At 73.2% G+C, this 18,119-nt stretch carries 14 protein-coding genes; 12 read left to right on the plus strand and 2 right to left on the minus strand.

Translation table 11 applies throughout. The features are described 5' to 3' along the window. Positions 1-58: 58 nt before the first annotated feature. The 3 genes from ACIRVH_RS02265 to ACIRVH_RS02275 all read left to right on the plus strand — a co-directional run bounded on the left by ACIRVH_RS02265 (position 59) and on the right by ACIRVH_RS02275 (position 3,333). Complete coding sequence (locus ACIRVH_RS02265; protein WP_403947397.1) at positions 59-1,321, plus strand: sensor histidine kinase; 1,263 nt, start codon at positions 59-61, stop codon at positions 1,319-1,321. A 71-nt stretch (positions 1,322-1,392) separates the two neighbouring features. Next, positions 1,393-2,070: a response regulator gene (locus ACIRVH_RS02270; protein ID WP_403947398.1), complete on the plus strand. Its 678-nt coding sequence runs from the start codon at positions 1,393-1,395 to the stop codon at positions 2,068-2,070. Between the two features lie 72 nt (positions 2,071-2,142). Next, positions 2,143-3,333: a cytochrome P450 gene (locus ACIRVH_RS02275; RefSeq protein WP_403947399.1), complete on the plus strand. Its 1,191-nt coding sequence runs from the start codon at positions 2,143-2,145 to the stop codon at positions 3,331-3,333. A gap of 11 nt (positions 3,334-3,344) precedes the next feature. On the opposite strand, the gene ACIRVH_RS02280 is transcribed toward ACIRVH_RS02275, so the two are convergent. Next, positions 3,345-4,367, minus strand: coding sequence for a Gfo/Idh/MocA family oxidoreductase (locus tag ACIRVH_RS02280; protein ID WP_403947400.1), 1,023 nt, complete (start codon positions 4,365-4,367; stop codon positions 3,345-3,347). Between the two features lie 138 nt (positions 4,368-4,505). On the opposite strand from ACIRVH_RS02280, the gene ACIRVH_RS02285 reads away from it, so the two are divergent. The 8 genes from ACIRVH_RS02285 (at position 4,506) to ACIRVH_RS02320 (ending at position 15,418) form a co-directional block, all read left to right on the plus strand. After that, on the plus strand, positions 4,506-5,243 hold the full coding sequence (locus ACIRVH_RS02285; RefSeq protein WP_403947801.1) for a GntR family transcriptional regulator: 738 nt from the start codon (positions 4,506-4,508) through the stop codon (positions 5,241-5,243). A gap of 163 nt (positions 5,244-5,406) precedes the next feature. Then, positions 5,407-6,411: a sugar ABC transporter substrate-binding protein gene (locus ACIRVH_RS02290; RefSeq protein WP_403947401.1), complete on the plus strand. Its 1,005-nt coding sequence runs from the start codon at positions 5,407-5,409 to the stop codon at positions 6,409-6,411. Next, the gene (locus ACIRVH_RS02295) at positions 6,408-7,448 is read left to right on the plus strand and encodes an ABC transporter permease (protein ID WP_403947402.1); all 1,041 of its coding nucleotides are present in this window, start codon (positions 6,408-6,410) and stop codon (positions 7,446-7,448) included. Before ACIRVH_RS02290 ends, ACIRVH_RS02295 begins: the two co-directional genes overlap by 4 nt. Further along, a complete protein-coding gene (locus ACIRVH_RS02300) occupies positions 7,445-8,215 on the plus strand; it encodes an ATP-binding cassette domain-containing protein (RefSeq protein WP_403947403.1) in 771 nt (256 codons plus the stop codon). Before ACIRVH_RS02295 ends, ACIRVH_RS02300 begins: the two co-directional genes overlap by 4 nt. A gap of 140 nt (positions 8,216-8,355) precedes the next feature. After that, complete coding sequence (locus ACIRVH_RS02305; protein WP_403947404.1) at positions 8,356-9,501, plus strand: ROK family glucokinase; 1,146 nt, start codon at positions 8,356-8,358, stop codon at positions 9,499-9,501. Continuing rightward, positions 9,498-10,079 carry a sugar kinase gene (locus ACIRVH_RS02310; RefSeq protein WP_403947405.1) on the plus strand — a complete coding sequence of 194 codons (582 nt, stop codon included), beginning with the start codon at positions 9,498-9,500 and terminating at the stop codon, positions 10,077-10,079. The genes ACIRVH_RS02305 and ACIRVH_RS02310 overlap by 4 nt, the downstream gene beginning before the upstream one ends. 96 nt (positions 10,080-10,175) lie before the next feature. After that, complete coding sequence (locus ACIRVH_RS02315; RefSeq protein ID WP_403947406.1) at positions 10,176-13,022, plus strand: DEAD/DEAH box helicase; 2,847 nt, start codon at positions 10,176-10,178, stop codon at positions 13,020-13,022. A gap of 521 nt (positions 13,023-13,543) precedes the next feature. Then, positions 13,544-15,418, plus strand: coding sequence for an SWIM zinc finger family protein (locus tag ACIRVH_RS02320; protein WP_403947407.1), 1,875 nt, complete (start codon positions 13,544-13,546; stop codon positions 15,416-15,418). 55 nt (positions 15,419-15,473) lie between these two features. On the opposite strand, the gene ACIRVH_RS02325 is transcribed toward ACIRVH_RS02320, so the two are convergent. Then, a complete protein-coding gene (locus ACIRVH_RS02325; protein ID WP_403947408.1) occupies positions 15,474-16,721 on the minus strand; it encodes a TauD/TfdA family dioxygenase in 1,248 nt (415 codons plus the stop codon). Between the two features lie 75 nt (positions 16,722-16,796). On the opposite strand from ACIRVH_RS02325, the gene ACIRVH_RS02330 reads away from it, so the two are divergent. Continuing rightward, positions 16,797-17,819 carry an AraC family transcriptional regulator gene (locus ACIRVH_RS02330; protein WP_403947409.1) on the plus strand — a complete coding sequence of 341 codons (1,023 nt, stop codon included), beginning with the start codon at positions 16,797-16,799 and terminating at the stop codon, positions 17,817-17,819. Positions 17,820-18,119 lie beyond the last annotated feature (300 nt).

Raw genomic sequence — 18,119 nt, forward strand, 5'->3', positions numbered from 1 at the left:
TCGGCGATCCACGGCAGGGGGCGGCTGCCCGAGCCGATCCTGCATAGATTTGTCGACCGTGAGCAAAGACGAGCCGGCGCGGGCGCCACAGGAGTTCGCGGGCCGCCGTTGGCTGTTCCCGTCCGCCCTGATGCACGAGTTGGACCCGGACGCCGGTGCCTCGGCCCGACGGCCGCGGCGCACCGCGCGCGACTGGGTCGTCGACTTCTCGTGCTTCCTGCTGGCCGTCGTCCTCGGCCTGGCGGCCGCGCAGGCCCTGCCCCAGGAATCCGGACTGCCGCACTCCCTCGCCGTGCTCGACCAGGTGCTGGGCGCTCTCGCCTGCGGGGCGCTCTGGCTGCGCCGCCGATGGCCGGTCGGGCTCGCGGTCGCGATGATCCCGGTCGGGTTCCTGTCCAACACCGCGGGCGGCGCCGGGATGGTCGCCCTCTTCACCCTCGCGGTGCACCGGCCCTTCCGCCACGTCGCCTGGATCGGCGGCGTCGAACTCGCCCTGCTCCCCCTCTTCTACTGGCTGCGCCCCGACCCCGAACTGCCCTACGCCGGCGTCGTCGCGTTCACCGTGCTGCTCACCGTCTCCCTCATCGGCTGGGGCAAGTTCGTCCGCTCCAAGCGGCACCTCATGCTGAGCCTGCGCGACCGGGCCCGGCGCGCGGAGACCGAGGCGCGACTGCGCGCCGAGCAGGCGCAGCGGCTCGCCCGTGAGGCCATCGCCCGCGAGATGCACGACGTGCTGGCGCACCGGCTCACCCTGCTCAGCGTGCACGCCGGAGCGCTGGAGTTCCGGCCGGACGCGCCCCGGGACGAGATAGCGCGGGCGGCCGGGGTCATCCGGGAGAGCGCCCACGAGGCGTTGCAGGACCTCAGGGAGATCATCGGCGTGCTGCGGGCGGGGGAGTCCGACGACGCTGCCGGGAGCCGCCCGCAGCCGACGCTGGCCGCGCTGGACGCCCTGGTCGCCGAGTGCCGTGAGGCGGGCATGAAGGTCACCCTCGACCAGCGCGTCACCGACCCGGCCGCGGTCCCCGCCTCGGTCGGCCGCACCGCCTACCGCATCGCCCAGGAGGCCCTGACCAACGCCCGCAAGCACGCCCCCGGCACCGACGTCACCGTCCAGGTCACCGGTGCCCCCGGGTCCGGTCTGACGATCACGGTGCGCAACCCCGCCCCCGAGTCCGACGTCCTGCCGGTCCCCGGCTCCGGACAGGGCCTGATCGGCCTGACCGAACGCGCCACTCTGACCGGCGGAAGCCTGGAGCACGGGGCGACGGCGGACGGGGGGTTCGAGGTGCGGGGGTGGCTGCCGTGGGGCGGGGACTGAGCTGCGGCGGGGCGGCCGCCGTTGGCCGGGACCTGCCCAGCACCCCGTATCCCCGTGATTACGTAACCCCCATGACTGCGACTCCGATCAGACTCCTCCTCGTCGACGACGACCCCCTGGTGCGCGCCGGACTCGCGCTGATGATGGGCGGGTCCGGGGACATCGAGATCGTCGGGGAGGCCGCCGACGGCGACCAGGTCGAGGACGCGGTCCGGCGGACCCGGCCCGACGTCGTGCTCATGGACATCCGGATGCCGTCGGTGGACGGGCTCACGGCCACCCGGAGTCTGCGGGAGCGGGCGGACGCACCCGAGGTCGTGGTGCTCACCACCTTCCACGCCGACGAGCAGGTGCTGCACGCCCTGCGCGCGGGTGCCGCCGGGTTCGTGCTCAAGGACACCCCGCCGGCCGAGATCGTCGACGCGGTCCGCCGGGTCGCGGCCGGGGAGCCGGTGCTGTCGCCCGCCGTCACCCGCCAGTTGATGCGGCACGCCGCCGGCACCGCCGCCGACTCCCGGCAGGAACGCGCGCGGGAGCGGCTCGCCGCGCTCAACGACCGTGAGCGGGAGGTCGCCGTCGCCGTCGGCCGGGGCCTGGCCAACGCCCAGATCGCCGCCGGACTCTTCATGAGCGTGGCCACGGTCAAGACCCATGTCTCGCGCATCCTGGCCAAGCTCGGCCTCAACAACCGGGTCCAGATCGCCCTGCTGGCCTACGACGCGGGACTTCTCGACGAGGACGGGCACTAAGCGGGCACCCCGCGCGTTGTCCGTGCACCGGGAGGTGCCCGGGAGGCCTCGGGGGAGTCCGGAAGGGGAGCGATGGACAGGCAACACGTGGTCGATCTGGGGGAGTTCGGGGACGCCTTTCGCCGGGATCCGCACCCGGTGTACGCGCGCCTGCGCGAGCAGGGCCCCGTGCACCGCGTCCGGCTGCCGGGAGCGGACGAGGGGGACGAGGCCTGGCTGGTGGTGGGGTACGAAGAGGCGCGGGCGGCGCTCGCCGACTCCCGGCTGGCCAAGGACGGCTCCAAGATCGGCGTGACCTTCCTGGACGAGGACATGGTCGGCAAGCACCTGCTGGCCACCGACCCGCCTCAGCACACCCGCCTGCGCGCCCTGGTCACCCGCGCGTTCACGATGCGCCGGGTGGAGCGGCTGCGCCCGCGGATCCAGCAGATCACCGACGATCTGCTGGACGAGATGATGCCGCGCGGTCATGCCGACCTCGTCGACGCGCTCGCCTTCCCGCTGCCCATCACCGTCATCTGTGAACTCCTCGGCGTCCCGGACATGGACCGCGCGGAGTTCCGGAAGATGTCCACCGAGGTGGTCGCGCCGACCAACGGGGACACGGAGTACGAGGCGACCAACCGCCTCGGCGAGTACCTGACCGAGCTGATCGAGGACAAGCGGTCCGCCGGGCCGACCGACGACCTGCTCAGCGACCTGATCCGAACCACCGCCGAGGACGGCGACCGGCTCTCCCCGGGGGAACTGCGCGGCATGGCCTTCCTGCTGCTCATCGCCGGCCACGAGACCACCGTCAACCTGATCGGCAACGGCGTCCTCGCCCTCCTCACCCACCCCGACCAACTCGCCGCCCTGCGCGCCGACATGAGCCTCCTGGACGGCGCCGTCGAGGAGATGCTGCGCTACGAGGGCCCGGTGCAGAGCGCCACGTTCCGGTACGCCGCCGAGACCCTGGAGATCGCCGGCACGACGATCGAGAAGAGCGAGCACGTGATCGTCGGCCTCACCGCCGCCCAGCGCGACGGCGACCGCTACGGCGACCCGCAGCGCTTCGACATCCGCCGCGACACCCGCGGCCACCTCGCCTTCGGCCACGGCATCCACTACTGCCTGGGCGCGCCCCTGGCCCGCCTGGAAGGCCGCACCGCCATCGGCACCCTCCTGGAGCGCGCCCCCGGACTCGCGCTCGACGGCTCCCCCGGCGAGTGGCTGCCGGGTCTGCTGATGAGAGGGATGCGCACGCTGCCGGTGCGCTGGTGAGCGAAGCGGCTTCAGCCGTACGACGGCTGCGCCCGGTCCTGGATCTCCGCCAGCCGCACCGGGCGGCGCTCCCGCCGGGACACCTCGCAGGCCTCGGCGATCCGCAGCGCCTGCAGGGCCTCGCGGCCGTCGCACGGGTTGGGCCGCTGACCGTGCAGCACGTCGACGAACGCGCACAGCTCGGCCTCGTAGGCGGGCCCGAACCGCTCCAGGAAGCCGGCCCACGGCTTGTCCGCGGGCGGCGGCCCGGTCGGCTCGGTGGACGCGACCGGCGTACGGTCGTCCAGGCCCACCACGACCGTGTCCCGCTCTCCGGCCAGCTCCATGCGGACGTCGTAGCCGGCGCCGTTGAGCCGGGTCGCCGTCGCCGTGGCCAGCGTGCCGTCGTCCAGCGTGAGCAGGGCCGCGCCGGTGTCGACGTCACCGGCCTCGCGGAACATCGCGGGGCCGGCGTCCGACCCCGTCGCGTACACGTCCACGACCTCACGGCCCGTCACCCAGCGCAGCACGTCGAAGTCGTGGATCAGCGTGTCCCGGAAGAGCCCGCCGGACAGCGGCAGCCACTCCGGCGGGGGAGGGGACTGGTCGGAGGTCATGGCCCGTACGGTGTGCAGCCGCCCGAGCCGTCCCGAGCGCACCGCCTCCCGGGCGCCCGCGTACCCCGCGTCGAAGCGTCGCTGGAAGCCCATCTGCAGCACCGTGCCGGCCGTCTCGACCTCGGCGAGCGCGGCCAGCGTGCCCGGCAGGTCGAGGGCGATCGGTTTCTCGCAGAAGACCGGCAGGCCCGAGCGGGCTGCCCGACCGATCAGTTCGGCGTGGGCCGCCGTGGCCGTGGTGATCACCACCGCGTCCACGCCCCACTTGAAGATCTCGTCCACCCCCGGCGCCGCCGTCTCGCCCAGGCGCTGCGCCAGCCCCTGTGCCCGCGCCGGTTCCGCGTCCGTCAGGATCAGCGATCCGACCTCACGGTGGCGGCTCAGCGTGTTCGCATGAATGGTGCCGATGCGGCCCGTACCGATGACCCCGATGCGCATGGGAACAAAGTGAGGGCGAACCCCGGACGCTGTCAATACTAATGTCCGAACAACTGGACAATCTATCTACACAACTTCCCGTCAACCGAGCACGCGGCTACGCTCGGGCCCGTGCCGAAACCAGATGTGGACCCCACCGTGTCGCTCGACCTCCGTGTGGACCGTAGTTCGCCGGTGCCGTTGTACTTCCAGCTCTCCCAGCAGCTGGAGGCCGCCATCGAGCACGGCAGTCTCACGCCCGGCAGCCTCCTGGGCAACGAGATCGAGCTGGCCGCCCGGCTGGGCCTGTCCCGGCCCACCGTCCGCCAGGCCATTCAGTCCCTCGTCGACAAGGGTCTGCTGGTCCGCCGCCGGGGCGTGGGCACCCAGGTCGTCCACAGCCAGGTCAAGCGCCCCCTGGAGCTGAGCAGCCTCTACGACGACCTGGAGGCGGCCGGCCAGCGGCCCGCGACCAAGGTTCTGGTCAACACCGTCGTCCCCGCCTCCGCCGGGGTCGCCGCCGCGCTCGCCGTCGCCGAGGGCAGCGACGTCCACCGCATCGAACGCCTGCGCCTCGCCCACGGCGAACCGATGGCCTACCTGATCAACTTTCTGCCGCCCGGCCTGCTCGACCTGGACACCGGCCAGCTGGAGGCCACCGGCCTGTACCGGCTGATGCGCTCCGCCGGGATCACCCTGCACAGCGCCCGCCAGTCCATCGGCGCCCGCGGTGCCACGGCGGCCGAGGCCGAGCGGCTCGCCGAGGCGGAGGGCGCCCCGCTGCTCACCATGCAGCGCACCACCTTCGACGACACCGGCCGCGCGGTCGAGTTCGGCGACCACACCTACCGCCCCACCCGCTACTCCTTCGAGTTCCAGCTGCTCGTGCGACCCTGAGCGACCGCCGGTCATTCGTCGCAATGTCCGGACAATGCGACGGGCAGTCGCTCCCCGGTCGGGTCAGCAGTGTTCCCCGTGTTCGATACTGGAGTGTTTGGGGCCGCTGAGGGATCACCGGCCCCTTGCGCACGTACGAACACGGCAAGAAGGGCACGGCCTCGTGGCACGGTTTCGGACCTTGGTAGGCATAGCGCTGGCAGGGGCACTCTCCGTGTCCCTGGCGGGGTGCAGCAGCACCGGCGGCAAGCGGGCCGAGGACGCCCGCAAGGCCGCCGCCGCCCAGGGGAGGGCGGCGGTGAACACCCCCCGCTGGACCTTCGCGATGATCACCCACTCGGGAGACGGCGACACCTTCTGGGACATCGTGCAGAGCGGCGCCAAGCAGGCCGCCGTCAAGGACAACATCAACTTCCTGTACTCGCACGACGACGAGGCACAGCAGCAGGCCCAGCTGGTGGACGCGGCGGTCGACAAGAAGGTCGACGGCATCATCGTCACCCTCGCCAAGCCCGACGCCCTCAAGGCCGCCGTGGCCCGCGCCGAGAAGGCCGGCATCCCGGTGATCACGGTGAACTCCGGCTCCGAGGAGTCCAAGGCCTTCGGCGCCCTCACCCACATCGGCCAGGACGAGACCATCGCCGGCCAGGCCGTCGGCGAGGAGCTGAACAAGCGCGGCCGGAAGAACGCCCTGTGCATCCTGCACGAGCAGGGCAACGTCGGTCACGAGCAGCGCTGCGACGGCGTCGCGAAGACCTTCCACGGCAAGGTCGAGAAGCTCTACGTCAACGGCACCAACATGCCCGACGTGCAGTCCGCGATCGGGGCCAAGCTCCAGGCGGACAAGTCCGTCGACGCCGTCGTCACCCTCGGTGCCCCCTACGCCGACACCGCCGTGAAGGCGAAGGCCGACGCGGGCAGCAAGGCCGAGGTCGACACCTTCGACCTGAACGCCAAGGTCGCCGCCGAGCTGAAGGACGGCACCCTCGGCTTCGCCGTGGACCAGCAGCCGTACCTGCAGGGCTACCAGGCCGTCGACCTGCTGTGGCTGTACAGGTACAACGGCGACGTCCTCGGCGGCGGTCAGCCCGTCCTCACCGGCCCGCAGATCATCACCAAGGACCAGGCGGCCGCCCTCGCCGACTACACCGAGCGGGGCACCCGATGACCGCCACCGTGGAACGCACGGCCGACGAAAGGCTTCTGCAGACCTCGCCGCTGCGGAAGCTCCTGTCCCGCCCCGAACTGGGCTCGATCGTCGGCGCGCTCGCCGTCTTCGCCGTCTTCGCGTTCGCGGCCGACGGCTTCCTGCGCGCCGCCAGCCTCAGCACGGTCCTGTACGCCTCCTCGACCATCGGCATCATGGCCGTACCCGTGGCCCTGCTGATGATCGGCGGCGAGTTCGACCTGTCGGCGGGCGTCCTGGTGACGTCCTCCGCGCTGATCTCCTCGATGTCCAGCTACCAGATGACGGCGAACACCTGGGTCGGCGTAGGCGTCTCGCTCCTGGTCACGCTCGCCATCGGCGCCTTCAACGGCTTCGTGCTCACCCGCACCAAGCTGCCCAGCTTCATCGTCACGCTGGGCACCTTCCTGATGCTGACCGGCATGAACCTCGGCTTCACCAAGCTGATCGACGGCACGGTCTCCACCAAGACCATCGCCGACATGGAGGGCTTCCCGAGCGCCCACGCCGTCTTCGCCTCGAGCCTTTCGCTCGGCGGCGTCGACTTCAAGGTCACCATCCTGTGGTGGCTCGGCCTGGTGGCGCTCGCCTCCTGGATCCTGCTGCGCACCCGCGCCGGCAACTGGATCTTCGCGGCCGGCGGCAACCAGGACGCGGCCCGCGCGGTCGGCGTCCCGGTCGCCAGGACCAAGATCGGCCTCTACATGGGCGTCGCGTTCGGCGCCTGGATCTCGGGCCAGCACCTGCTCTTCTCCTTCGACGCCGTCCAGTCCGGCGAGGGCGTCGGCAACGAGCTGATCTACATCATCGCGGCCGTCATCGGCGGCTGTCTGATCACCGGCGGCTACGGCAGTGCGATCGGCTCCGCCGTGGGCGCCCTCCTCTTCGGCATGACGAGCAAGGGCATCGTCTTCGCCGAGTGGAACCCCGACTGGTTCAAATTCTTCCTCGGAGCGATGCTGCTCCTCGCGACCCTGCTGAACGCCTGGGTCCGCAAGCGCGCGGAGGCCGACAAGTGACTCTCGTCCAGCTGGCCGACGTCAGCAAGCACTACGGCACCGTCCGTGCCCTCGAAGGCGTCTCGCTGGAGGTCAACCCCGGCGAGATCACCTGCGTCCTCGGTGACAACGGGGCCGGCAAGTCCACCCTCATCAAGATCATCGCGGGCCTGCACCGGCACGACGGCGGCACGCTGAGCATCGAGGGCGAGGAGACGACCCTCTCCTCCCCGCGCGAGGCCCTCGACCGCGGCATCGCCACGGTCCACCAGGACCTGGCGGTCGTCCCCCTCATGCCGGTGTGGCGCAACTTCTTCCTCGGCTCCGAGCCCCGCAAGGGCAAGGGACCGTTCAAGCGCCTGGACATCGACTTCATGCGCGAGACGACCCGAGCCGAACTCCTCCGCATGGGCATCGACCTCCGCGACGTCGACCAGCCCATCGGCACCCTCTCCGGCGGCGAACGCCAGTGCGTGGCGATCGCCAGGGCGGTCCACTTCGGCGCGAAGGTCCTGGTCCTGGACGAGCCCACGGCGGCCCTGGGCGTCAAGCAGTCCGGCGTGGTCCTGAAGTATGTGGCGGCAGCACGCGACGAGGGCCTGGGCGTTGTTTTGATCACCCACAACCCGCATCACGCGTACCTGGTCGGCGACCGCTTCGTACTGCTGCGGCGCGGCACAATGGTGGGCAATTACACACGGGCCGACATCACACTGGATGAGCTGACCCAGCAGATGGCAGGCGGATCCGACCTCGACGCTCTACGCCACGAACTGCAGCGAAGTTAGGGGGGCGGGGCCGTGCCGATATGCGGCTCCGCCGCGGGGCGCGACCAGCCACGACGCACCCGCAGTCGGCACTGGACGCGCACCCCCCTCACCCGCCCCGCGCAGCACTCAGCGTGAGCGTGCGGCAGAATCGACCAACGATGAGCACCTACCGCGACCTCACCGCCCCCATCGGCTCCCGCCGAGCCCCCGTGCTCCGAACGGTCGGCACCAGGGAACGCCGGTCACATCTGACTGCCCCCCGTGTCCCCACCGTCGGCATCGACATCGGCGGCACCAAGGTCATGGCGGGCGTGGTGGACGCGGACGGCAACATCCTGGAGAAGCTCCGCGCGGAGACCCCGGACAAGTCCAAGAGCCCCAAGGTCGTCGAGGACACCATCGTCGAACTGGTCCTGGACCTGTCCGACCGCCACGACGTGCACGCGGTCGGCATCGGCGCCGCCGGCTGGGTCGACGCCGACCGCAACCGCGTCCTGTTCGCGCCCCACCTGTCCTGGCGCAACGAGCCGCTGCGGGACCGCCTCGCCGGCCGCCTCTCCGTCCCGGTCCTCGTGGACAACGACGCCAACACCGCCGCCTGGGCGGAGTGGCGTTTCGGTGCCGGTCGCGGCGAGGACCACCTCGTGATGATCACCCTCGGCACCGGCATCGGCGGCGCCATCCTGGAGGACGGCCAGGTCAAGCGCGGCAAGTACGGCGTCGCGGGTGAGTTCGGCCATATGCAGGTCGTGCCCGGCGGCCACCGCTGCCCGTGCGGCAACCGCGGCTGCTGGGAGCAGTACAGCTCCGGCAACGCGCTCGTCCGCGAGGCCAAGGAGCTGGCCGCGGCGGACTCCCCGGTGGCCTACGGGATCATCGAGCACGTCAAGGGCAACATCGACGACATCACCGGCCCGATGATCACCGAGCTGGCCCGCGAGGGCGACGCCATGTGCGTCGAGCTGCTCCAGGACATCGGCCAGTGGCTCGGCGTCGGCATCGCCAACCTCGCCGCCGCCCTCGATCCCTCCTGCTTCGTGATCGGCGGAGGCGTCAGCGCCGCCGACGACCTGCTCATCGGCCCGGCCCGGGAGGCCTTCAAGCGCCACCTCACCGGCCGCGGCTACCGCCCCGAGGCCCGTATCACCCGCGCCCAGCTCGGCCCCGAGGCCGGCATGGTCGGCGCCGCCGACCTGGCCCGGCTGGTCGCCCGGCGGTTCCGGCGGGCCAAGCGGCGCCGGGTGGAGCGGTACGAGCGCTACGAGCGGTACGCCCAGGCCCGCCGCGACCGGGACACCGCATGATCGCCTCGCTGCCCCATCAGGCCGCGCCCCCGGACGAACCGCGCAGGCCCGCCGAGAACCCGCGGCACAAGGCCAAGCGCAGGGCGCTGACCCTGCTGATCATCGGGCTGCTCATCGGTGTCCCGGCGGGCTACCTGGTCATCTCCGCCAACCAGAGCCGCAACAGCGGCAAGGACAAGGAGGCGAAGTACTCGGCGACCGGCCTCACCCCGGGCTGGCCGTCGAAGGTGCAGCGCCGCCTCTACCAGGTGGCGGTCCCGCACCCCGCCGACTACATCGCCTACTACGAGACCAACAACTGGAAGACCAGCCGCCTGTACGTGCAGTTCCGCACCAACAGCGCCGGCCTGGACAGCTTCCTGGGGGCCATGGGCGTACGCCGGGACCAGCTGGAGAAGGACCACATCACCATCGGCTCCCGCGACCAGAAGGTCTCCGGCTGGAACTTCACCGGCCCCGGCCCCTGGTCGGGTCTCACCCACAAGCAGAAGAACCCGGCGCCCACCCAGGACGTGGTCGTCAACATGTCCGACCCGAACTATCCGATGGTGTACGTCGTCTCCCGCACGGTCCCGTGACAGGGGCCCCGGCCGGCCGCCGGAGCCGACTGTCAGACCCCGCCCGTAGAGTCGAGGACGTCTGATCCGAGACGCCGACGGGAGGTGGCAGGACGTATGAGCGCAGGCACGGCTGCGGTGGCCGAGCGCACAGGAGGTTCCCGGGAGCCAGGGGACCTCGTCCCGGTGCGCCTCGCGTCCGTCTACCTGCCCGCGCCCCTCCCGCGCGAGGGCCGCGTCGCCTTCTGGGACCCCGACGGCGGCCCGCCGGCGGCCGACGGCGACACCGACGAGCTGACCGTCGTACGACGCCATGGAGCGAGCGTGCGCCGCAGGCAGGTGCCCGCGCTGACCCTGCCGCTCGCCGAGGCCCTGCCGCTGCTGGTCCGGGCCCGCCGCGACCCGGCCGCCCACCCGTCCACGGCCTGCTGGGGAGCCGCCGCCCTGCACGCGCTGCGGCTGGTCGCCCGCGGCCGCCTGCTGCCCGGTCTGACCCCGAGCGGCCACGACGCCTGGCGGGCCGGCCCGCTGGAGCCCGACGACATCGCCCACCTGCGCGCGGTGGCCGCGGCCCTGCCCCCGGAGGGCCACGCCGTGCCGCTGCCGGACCCCGGACCGCTCCGGCTGCCCGAGCCCGAGGCGCTGATCCGCTCCTTCCTGGACGCGGTCGCCGACGCCCTGCCCCGTACCCCGGCCGCCCCCCACACCGCCGGCCGCCCCTTCGCCGCCCGCGAGCCCCAGGCACTGCCCGCCGCCCACGACTGGGCGGCGGAGGTCGCCGCCGGCATGGACGCGGGCGTACGGATCTCGCTGCGCCTGGACCTGTCCACGTACGACGTCTTCGACGCCAGTCCCGTCGAGGGCGCCCGCGCGGCCGGCGCGGCGATCGTCCAGGTGCACAGCCTCGCCGACCCGACCCTGGTGGCCGACGCGACGGCCCTGTGGGCGGGGGAGGCCGACGCGGCCTTCGGGCCACGCGCGCGCGTGGACGCCGCCCTCGCCGTGCGGCGCGCGGCCCGCGTGTGGCCGCCCCTGGACCGGCTCGCCGAGCAGGAGACCCCCGACGTCCTCGCGCTGTCCGAGGAGGAGCTGGGCGAGCTGCTCGGCGTGGCGGCCGCCCGGCTCGCCGCGGCCGGGGTCGCCGTGCACTGGCCCCGGGACCTCGCCCGTGACCTCACCGCCGCCGCCGTGGTCCGGCCCGCGCCCGGCTCGGCGACCGACGGCACCGGGTTCTTCGAGAGCGAGGACCTGCTCCAGTTCCGCTGGCAGCTGGCGCTCGGCGGGGATCCGCTCAGCGAGGCCGAGATGGACGCGCTCGCCGAGGCCCACCGGCCGGTCGTACGGCTCCGGGACCGCTGGGTGCTGGTCGACCCGGCCCTGGTCCGCAAGGCCCGCAAACGCGAACTGGGCCTGCTCGACCCGGTGGACGCCCTGTCCGTCGCGCTCACCGGCACCGCCGACGTCGACGGCGAGACCGTCGAGGCCGTCCCCTTCGGCGCACTGGCCACCCTGCGCGACCGCCTCACCGCAGGCCTCGGCCCGGCCGAGCCGCCCGCCCGGCTCGCCGCCACCCTCCGCGACTACCAGCTCCGCGGCCTGGCCTGGCTCGACCTCATGACCTCCCTCGGGCTCGGCGGCTGCCTCGCCGACGACATGGGCCTCGGCAAGACCATCACGCTCATCGCCCTGCATCTGAAGCGGGCCCGCACCGAGCCGACCCTCGTGGTCTGTCCCGCGTCCCTGCTGGGCAACTGGCAGCGGGAGATCACCCGGTTCGCGCCCGGCGTCCCCGTCCGCCGCTTCCACGGCCCCGACCGCACCCTGGAGGGCCTTGACAGCGGCTTCGTCCTCACCACCTACGGCACGATGCGCTCCACGGCAGCCCAACTCGCCGGGCAGCCCTGGGGCATGGTCGTCGCCGACGAGGCCCAGCACGTGAAGAACCCGTACTCCGCGACCGCCAAGGCGCTGCGCACCATCCCGGCCCCCGCGCGCGTGGCCCTCACCGGCACCCCCGTGGAGAACAACCTCTCCGAACTGTGGGCCCTGCTCGACTGGACGACCCCCGGCCTCCTCGGCCCCCTGAAGTCCTTCCGCGCCCGGCACGCGCGCGCGGTGGAGAACGGCGAGGACCAGGAGGCGGTGGAGCGCCTGGCCCGCCTGGTGCGTCCCTTCCTCCTGCGCCGCAAGAAGTCGGATCCCGGCATCGTCCCCGAGCTGCCGCCCAAGACCGAGACGGACCACCCGGTGCCGCTCACCCGTGAACAGGCCTCGCTGTACGAGGCGGTGGTGCGCGAGTCGATGCTGGCCATCGAGACCGCGGCGGGAATCGCCCGCCGGGGCCTGGTCCTGAAGCTGCTCGGCGCCCTGAAGCAGATCTGCGATCACCCGGCGCTGTACCTGAAGGAGGACGCGCACGCCGACCGGCTGCCGGCCCGCTCCGGCAAACTCGCCCTCCTGGACGAGCTGTTGGACACCGTGCTCGCCGAGGACGGCTCCGTACTGGTCTTCACCCAGTACGTCGGCATGGCCCGCCTCATCACCGCCCATCTGTCCGCCCGCGCGGTCCCCGTGGACCTCCTCCACGGCGGCACCCCGGTGCCCGAGCGCGAGCGCATGGTCGACCGCTTCCAGGACGGCGAGACCCCCGTCCTCGTCCTCTCTCTCAAGGCCGCCGGTACGGGCCTGAACCTCACCCGCGCCGGCCACGTCGTCCACTTCGACCGCTGGTGGAACCCGGCCGTCGAGGAACAGGCCACCGACCGGGCCTACCGCATCGGTCAGACCCAGCCCGTCCAGGTCCACCGCCTGGTCACCGAGGGCACGGTCGAGGACCGCATCGCCGAGATGCTGGAGTCCAAGCGTGCCCTGGCCGACGCGATCCTCGGCTCCGGCGAGTCGGCCCTGACCGAACTGACGGACCGCGAGCTGTCCGACCTCGTCTCCCTGCGGAGGTTCTCATGACGACCGGGGAACAGCGCCCCGGCGACGCGGCGCGACGGGCCCTGCGGGAGGCGCGGGAGCGCGCGGAGGCCGAGCGGGGCGAGGAGGCCGCGCGGGCGAAGGTGCCCGAGCGCCCGACCGAGCAGGCCGCCGCTGCGCGACCGAGTCCCGCGGACGCCGCGCGAGCCGCACTCCGGTCGGCTGTGCCTGCCCGGCGAGATACGGATGCCGCCACGCCCGAGCCGGGCGACCCCGTCGAGCCCGGCGACACGGACGAGACCAGGGCCATGGGCGGGGCTGCCGACGGCTCGGCGATGCCGGGTGGCCGGGATGAGTCTGGTGTCTCGGCGGATCCGGGTGTCCGGGCTGGGGTGGGTGATGCGGCGGTTTCCGGTGGCCAGGTGGGGTCGCGTGGCATGGCTGAGTCCGGTGGCCGTGATGGGTTCCGTGGGGCGGCGGTTTCTGGTGGCCGGGATGAGTCCGGCGTCTCGGCGGATCCGGGTGTCTGGACTGGCGTCGGTGGTGCAGCGGTTTCCGGCGACATGGTCGGGTCGCGTGGCATGGCTGAGTCCGGTGGCCGGGATCGGGCCGGCGGCGTCGCGGTGCCTGGTGACCGGGAGGACTCGGGTGCCCCTGCGGCGTCCGGTGCCCGGGATCGGTCCGCGGTGCCTGCTGACCGGGATGAGTCCGGTGCCATGGCGGAGTCCAGTGACCGGGGCGAATCCGGTGGCACGGCGCGGTCCGGTCACGCGGGCGACATGAACGCGCCGCAGACCGCCGCCTCCACCCCCGCCCCACGCCCCGCCGACGCGGCCAGGGAAGCGCTTCGGGCCGCCCGTCGGGAGGCGCTGCGCGCCGAGGCGGAGGCGGCAGGGGCCCGGCGGGGGAGGCGTACGTCGGCGCGGTCCGTCGGCTCCTCAGCCGTGTCCGCGCGCCCCGGCGGCGCATCCGGGACCACAGCCCGCGTCCAAACCGCCCACGACATGCGCCAGTTCCTGGCGAACGCCTTCCGCATGCCGTCGGTTGCCGACACGGCCGACCTGCACGCGGCGACGGACGACGACACCGGTACGGACACCACCGCCCGCGAAGCCGAGCGCACCGAACCCCGCCCCCCGGCCCCGGCATCCCCACAGATCCCCGCCACCATGGCCACCCCCCACCGCGACACCGAACTCCGCCGTACGTTCCCCGCGTTCCCGCCCCGGGAGGGCTCCTCGGCGGACTCAGCGTTCGCCGGGACCTGGTGGGGGAACGCCTGGGTCGACGCGCTCGAACAGGGTGCGCTGGACGTCAAGCGGCTGGGCCGCGGCCGGGGTTACGCGGACCAGGGCCATGTGGACGCGATCACCGTGACGCCGGGCCTGGTGCTGGCGTACGTGCGCGGGAGCCGTCCGCGTCCGTACCGGGTGCAGGTGCGGCTGCGCACGCTGGAGGACGCGGACTGGGAGCGTTTCCTGGACGCGGCCGCCGACCGGCCCGGGCACATCGCGGCGCTGCTGGACAAGGAGTTGCCCCAGTCCCTCGCCGACTGCGGTGTGCCCCTGCTGCCCGGCCCCCGCGACCTCGCCCCGCAGTGCAGCTGCCCCGACTCCGGCCACCCCTGCAAGCACGCGGCCGCCCTCTGCTACCAGATGGCACGTCTGCTCGACGCCGACCCCTTCGTCCTGCTCCTGCTGCGCGGCCGGGGCGAGAAGGGCCTCCTGGACGCGCTGTCCCGCCGCAGCGCCGCCCGCGCGGCCCGCGCCGCCCAGGAGGGATCACCGAGGTCCCTGCCCGGCGTGCGTGCGGCCGAGGCCCTCGCCCCGCGTCAACTCCCGCCGCTGCCCATGCCGTTGCCCGTGCCGCCGCACCCCGAGCAGCCCCCGGTCTACCCGGCGGCGCCCGGCGGACCCGACCCCTTCGCGCTGGACCAGCTGGCGACCGACGCCGCCGCCCGCGCACACGCGCTGCTCGCCACCGGCCGCGACCCGGTCGGTGAACTGACCCTGTGGCAGGACGCCGTACGCCTCGCCGCCGCCCGCCCCGGCTCCGGCCTGACCGCCACCACCCGCACCCTGTACGCCACGCTCGCCGCGGCCACCGACCGCACCACGGCCGACCTGGCCCGCGCGGTCGCCGCCTGGCGGCAGGGCGGGCCGGAGGGGCTGGCCGTCCTGGAGGAACCGTGGGATCCGCCGGCCGGCCGCTTCGACCGGGCCCGCCCGCTGCTGCTCGCCGCCGACCTCCCGGCGTTCCGCCCCTGGCGCAACCGCCTCACCCACCCCCGCGGCCATGTCCAGCTCCGGCTGGGCCGCGACGGCCTCTGGTACGCCTACGAGTCGGAGCCGGACCAGGACGACTGGTGGCCCCGCGGCACACCCGACCTGGACCCGGTCGGCGCTCTCACGGGCCTGGGCACGCCGGACGACTTCTGAGAACACAGCGGGGAGGAGCGACACAAGGGCCGGCCGTGGCGACCAGGTCGCTCGGTCATGACCGTGGTGCCCTCGATCCGCCAAAGCGGGTGCGCGGCGCCGGACAGCCGCAGCCGGGGCGCGCCGTGCGCAGGCCCCGGGGGCGGATGACGTCGTGTGGGGTGACCCCGGCGCGTGGCTCGGGGCGCGAGCGCGGTCCGGCCGCTCGTCCCGCCGGGTCGGCGTCCCCATGGCGGGCCAGCCACAGGCGCAGCAGGTGGCGTTTGTGCTCCGCGGCGTCGCAATCCTCGTACGCCGAGCGGGCGTGCAGCACCACGTGGTTGTCGAGCAGCAGCAGATCACCGGGCTGGAGATCCAGATCGAGCCGGACCCCGGGCGAGGCGGCCGTCGCGTCGATGAGGTCGTACAGCTCCCTGTCGGCGGCCGGAGCGCCGTCCGGACCGCCGCCGCGGGCAGCGCGTGCGCCGTCGTCCAGGCGGGCGCGGTCGTAGCGCATGCTGGGTCTGCCGCTGTGCCGGGTGACGAGCGGGGAGGCCAGGTACGCCTTTTCACCGGACGCCCGCTCCTCCCGACGGTCGAAGAGATGGTCGCGGTACAGGTGCCCGGCGAGGTCCGGCCGGGTGTCGAGCACCGCGTTGTGCACGGCGGCCGCACTGGCCAGCAGCGTGCGGCCGCCCGAGCGGGCCTGCCGCAGGCACATCAGGCCCAGCAGGTCGGACTCGGCGGTGTGGAACGGCAGTGCCGCGCGGGTCAGGTGCGCGGGCGGGGTCCGGCCGTCCGGCGCCGGGCCGGCGTCCCGGATGTGGCAGAGGGTGCGGCCGCCGACGGTCTGCGGGACGGGCCTGCCGAGGTACTGGCCGATCCCGCGCAGCACGGTGCTCGCCTCCGGCTCGCCGAGCAGCTCCGCCGGGACGCTCCTGAGCAGGACGAAGCCCGGCCCCTCGGCCAGTGCCGCAGCGGCGCGACCGAGCTCGGCGGCGAGTGTGGGCAGCGGGAAGTCGGCGACGGTCATCCGCAACAGGGTGGCGCCGCGCCCGCGGGCGGTCCGCACAGCCGTACGCAGCTCCTCGCGGTGGTCGACGGTCAGCCGCAGAACCCAGTCGTCACGGCCCGCCACCTCGGGGCCGTACCACAGGGCAGGGCCCGTGAAGGGCCCGGTCGGCTCCGATGTCGTGTCCGGGGTTCCGGCCATGGTCGCCTCCGCGAGATCGGGTGAGCCGAGCAGCTCCTTCCGGCGGCGCGGCGCCCGGGCGGCACGGCCGCCGGACACCGCACGGGCCGCGTCGACGGAGACGCTATGCACCACTCGCCCCCCATGCTTGACGTACAGGGACGAGAAACTTAACTTCTGGGGACCTGCCGCCCCTGGAGCGTGCCCATGAGGCCCCTTGCCCGCACCGCAGCGCTGAACGGTTACGTCGAGCTGAGCCGTTCCCTCGGCCTCGATCCCCGTGCGCTGATGAGGAGCGTCGGTCTGGACACCGCGGACCTGGCCGTGCAGGACCGGTGGATCTCGGGCACGGCGGTGGTCGGACTGCTGGAGCTGTCGGCCGCCGCTTCCGGCCGGGAGGACTTCGGTCTGCTCCTGGCGGACCTGCGCCGCTTCTCCAACCTCGGCCCCATCAGTCTGCTCGTCCGTGAAGAGCCCGACGTGCGCAGCGCCCTGGCACTGCTGATCCGCCATCAGCACACGTACAACGAGGTCCTGCACGCCCGGCTCTCGGAAGGCAACGGGGTGGCCACGCTCAAGGTGGACCTCCGGCTCGGGGAACCGCAGCCGGCCCGGCAGGGCACGGAGCTCGCCGTGGGTGCGTTCCACCGCGTGCTGTGCGGATTCCTCGGCCCGCACTGGCGCCCGTCGTCGGTCTGCTTCGCCCACCGGGCGCCGCGGGACACCGGGGGCCACCGTCGCCTGTTCGGGCCCGTGGTGGAGTTCGACCGCGACTTCAACGGCATCGTCTTCTACGCCGAGGACCTGGACGCCCCCAACGCCATGGCCGACGCCCAGTTGCGCAGCTACACCCGGCGGTACTTCGAGCCCGTCGCGGCCCCCAGGGAGGCATCCGAGGTCGACCGGGTGCGCGATCTCATCGAGGCGCTGCTGCCGACCGGGCGCTGCTCCATCGAGCAGATCGCACGCAGCCTCGGTGTCGACCGGCGCACCGTCCACCGTCATCTGGCCCGTTCCGGGGAGACCTTCTCCTCCCTGCTCCATGCGACCCGCACGGCGCTCGCGGAGCGGTTCGTCGCCAATCCCAGCCGTTCCCTGACCGAGGTTTCCACGCTGCTGGGGTTCTCGTCGCTGAGTGCGTTCTCCCGGTGGTTCCACGAGCAGTTCGGCACCAGTCCGCGGGAGTGGCGCACCAGCCGGGGCGGCTCGGCGAGGCACGGCAGAAGCTGAGTCCGCGGGACGTGTACGGGCGGCAGGGCCGCTACGGGCGGTAGGGCCGCCGCATCCACAGGTGTGTCCCCGATTGGCAAATCACCTGTCACCACGAGCAAAGCGGGCGTGTGCCGTCCGCCCTACCGTGGCACCACCGCGCGGGCGGTCGGCCTCCGGAAGGAGCGCGCTGCCACTCCCCTGAGGGCGCTCCCTCCGGACCGGCCCGCACACGCCCGGGCCAGGTGCCGCTCACCGGCCCGGACGTCCGCCGGCGCAGGCCCTGTCGTCGCGTCCGCCGCCTGCTCCGTGACGCGATCA

The sequence above is a fragment of the Streptomyces sp. NPDC101165 genome (genome assembly GCF_044768135.1).
In the GTDB taxonomy this organism is placed as follows: Bacteria; Actinomycetota; Actinomycetes; order Streptomycetales; family Streptomycetaceae; genus Streptomyces.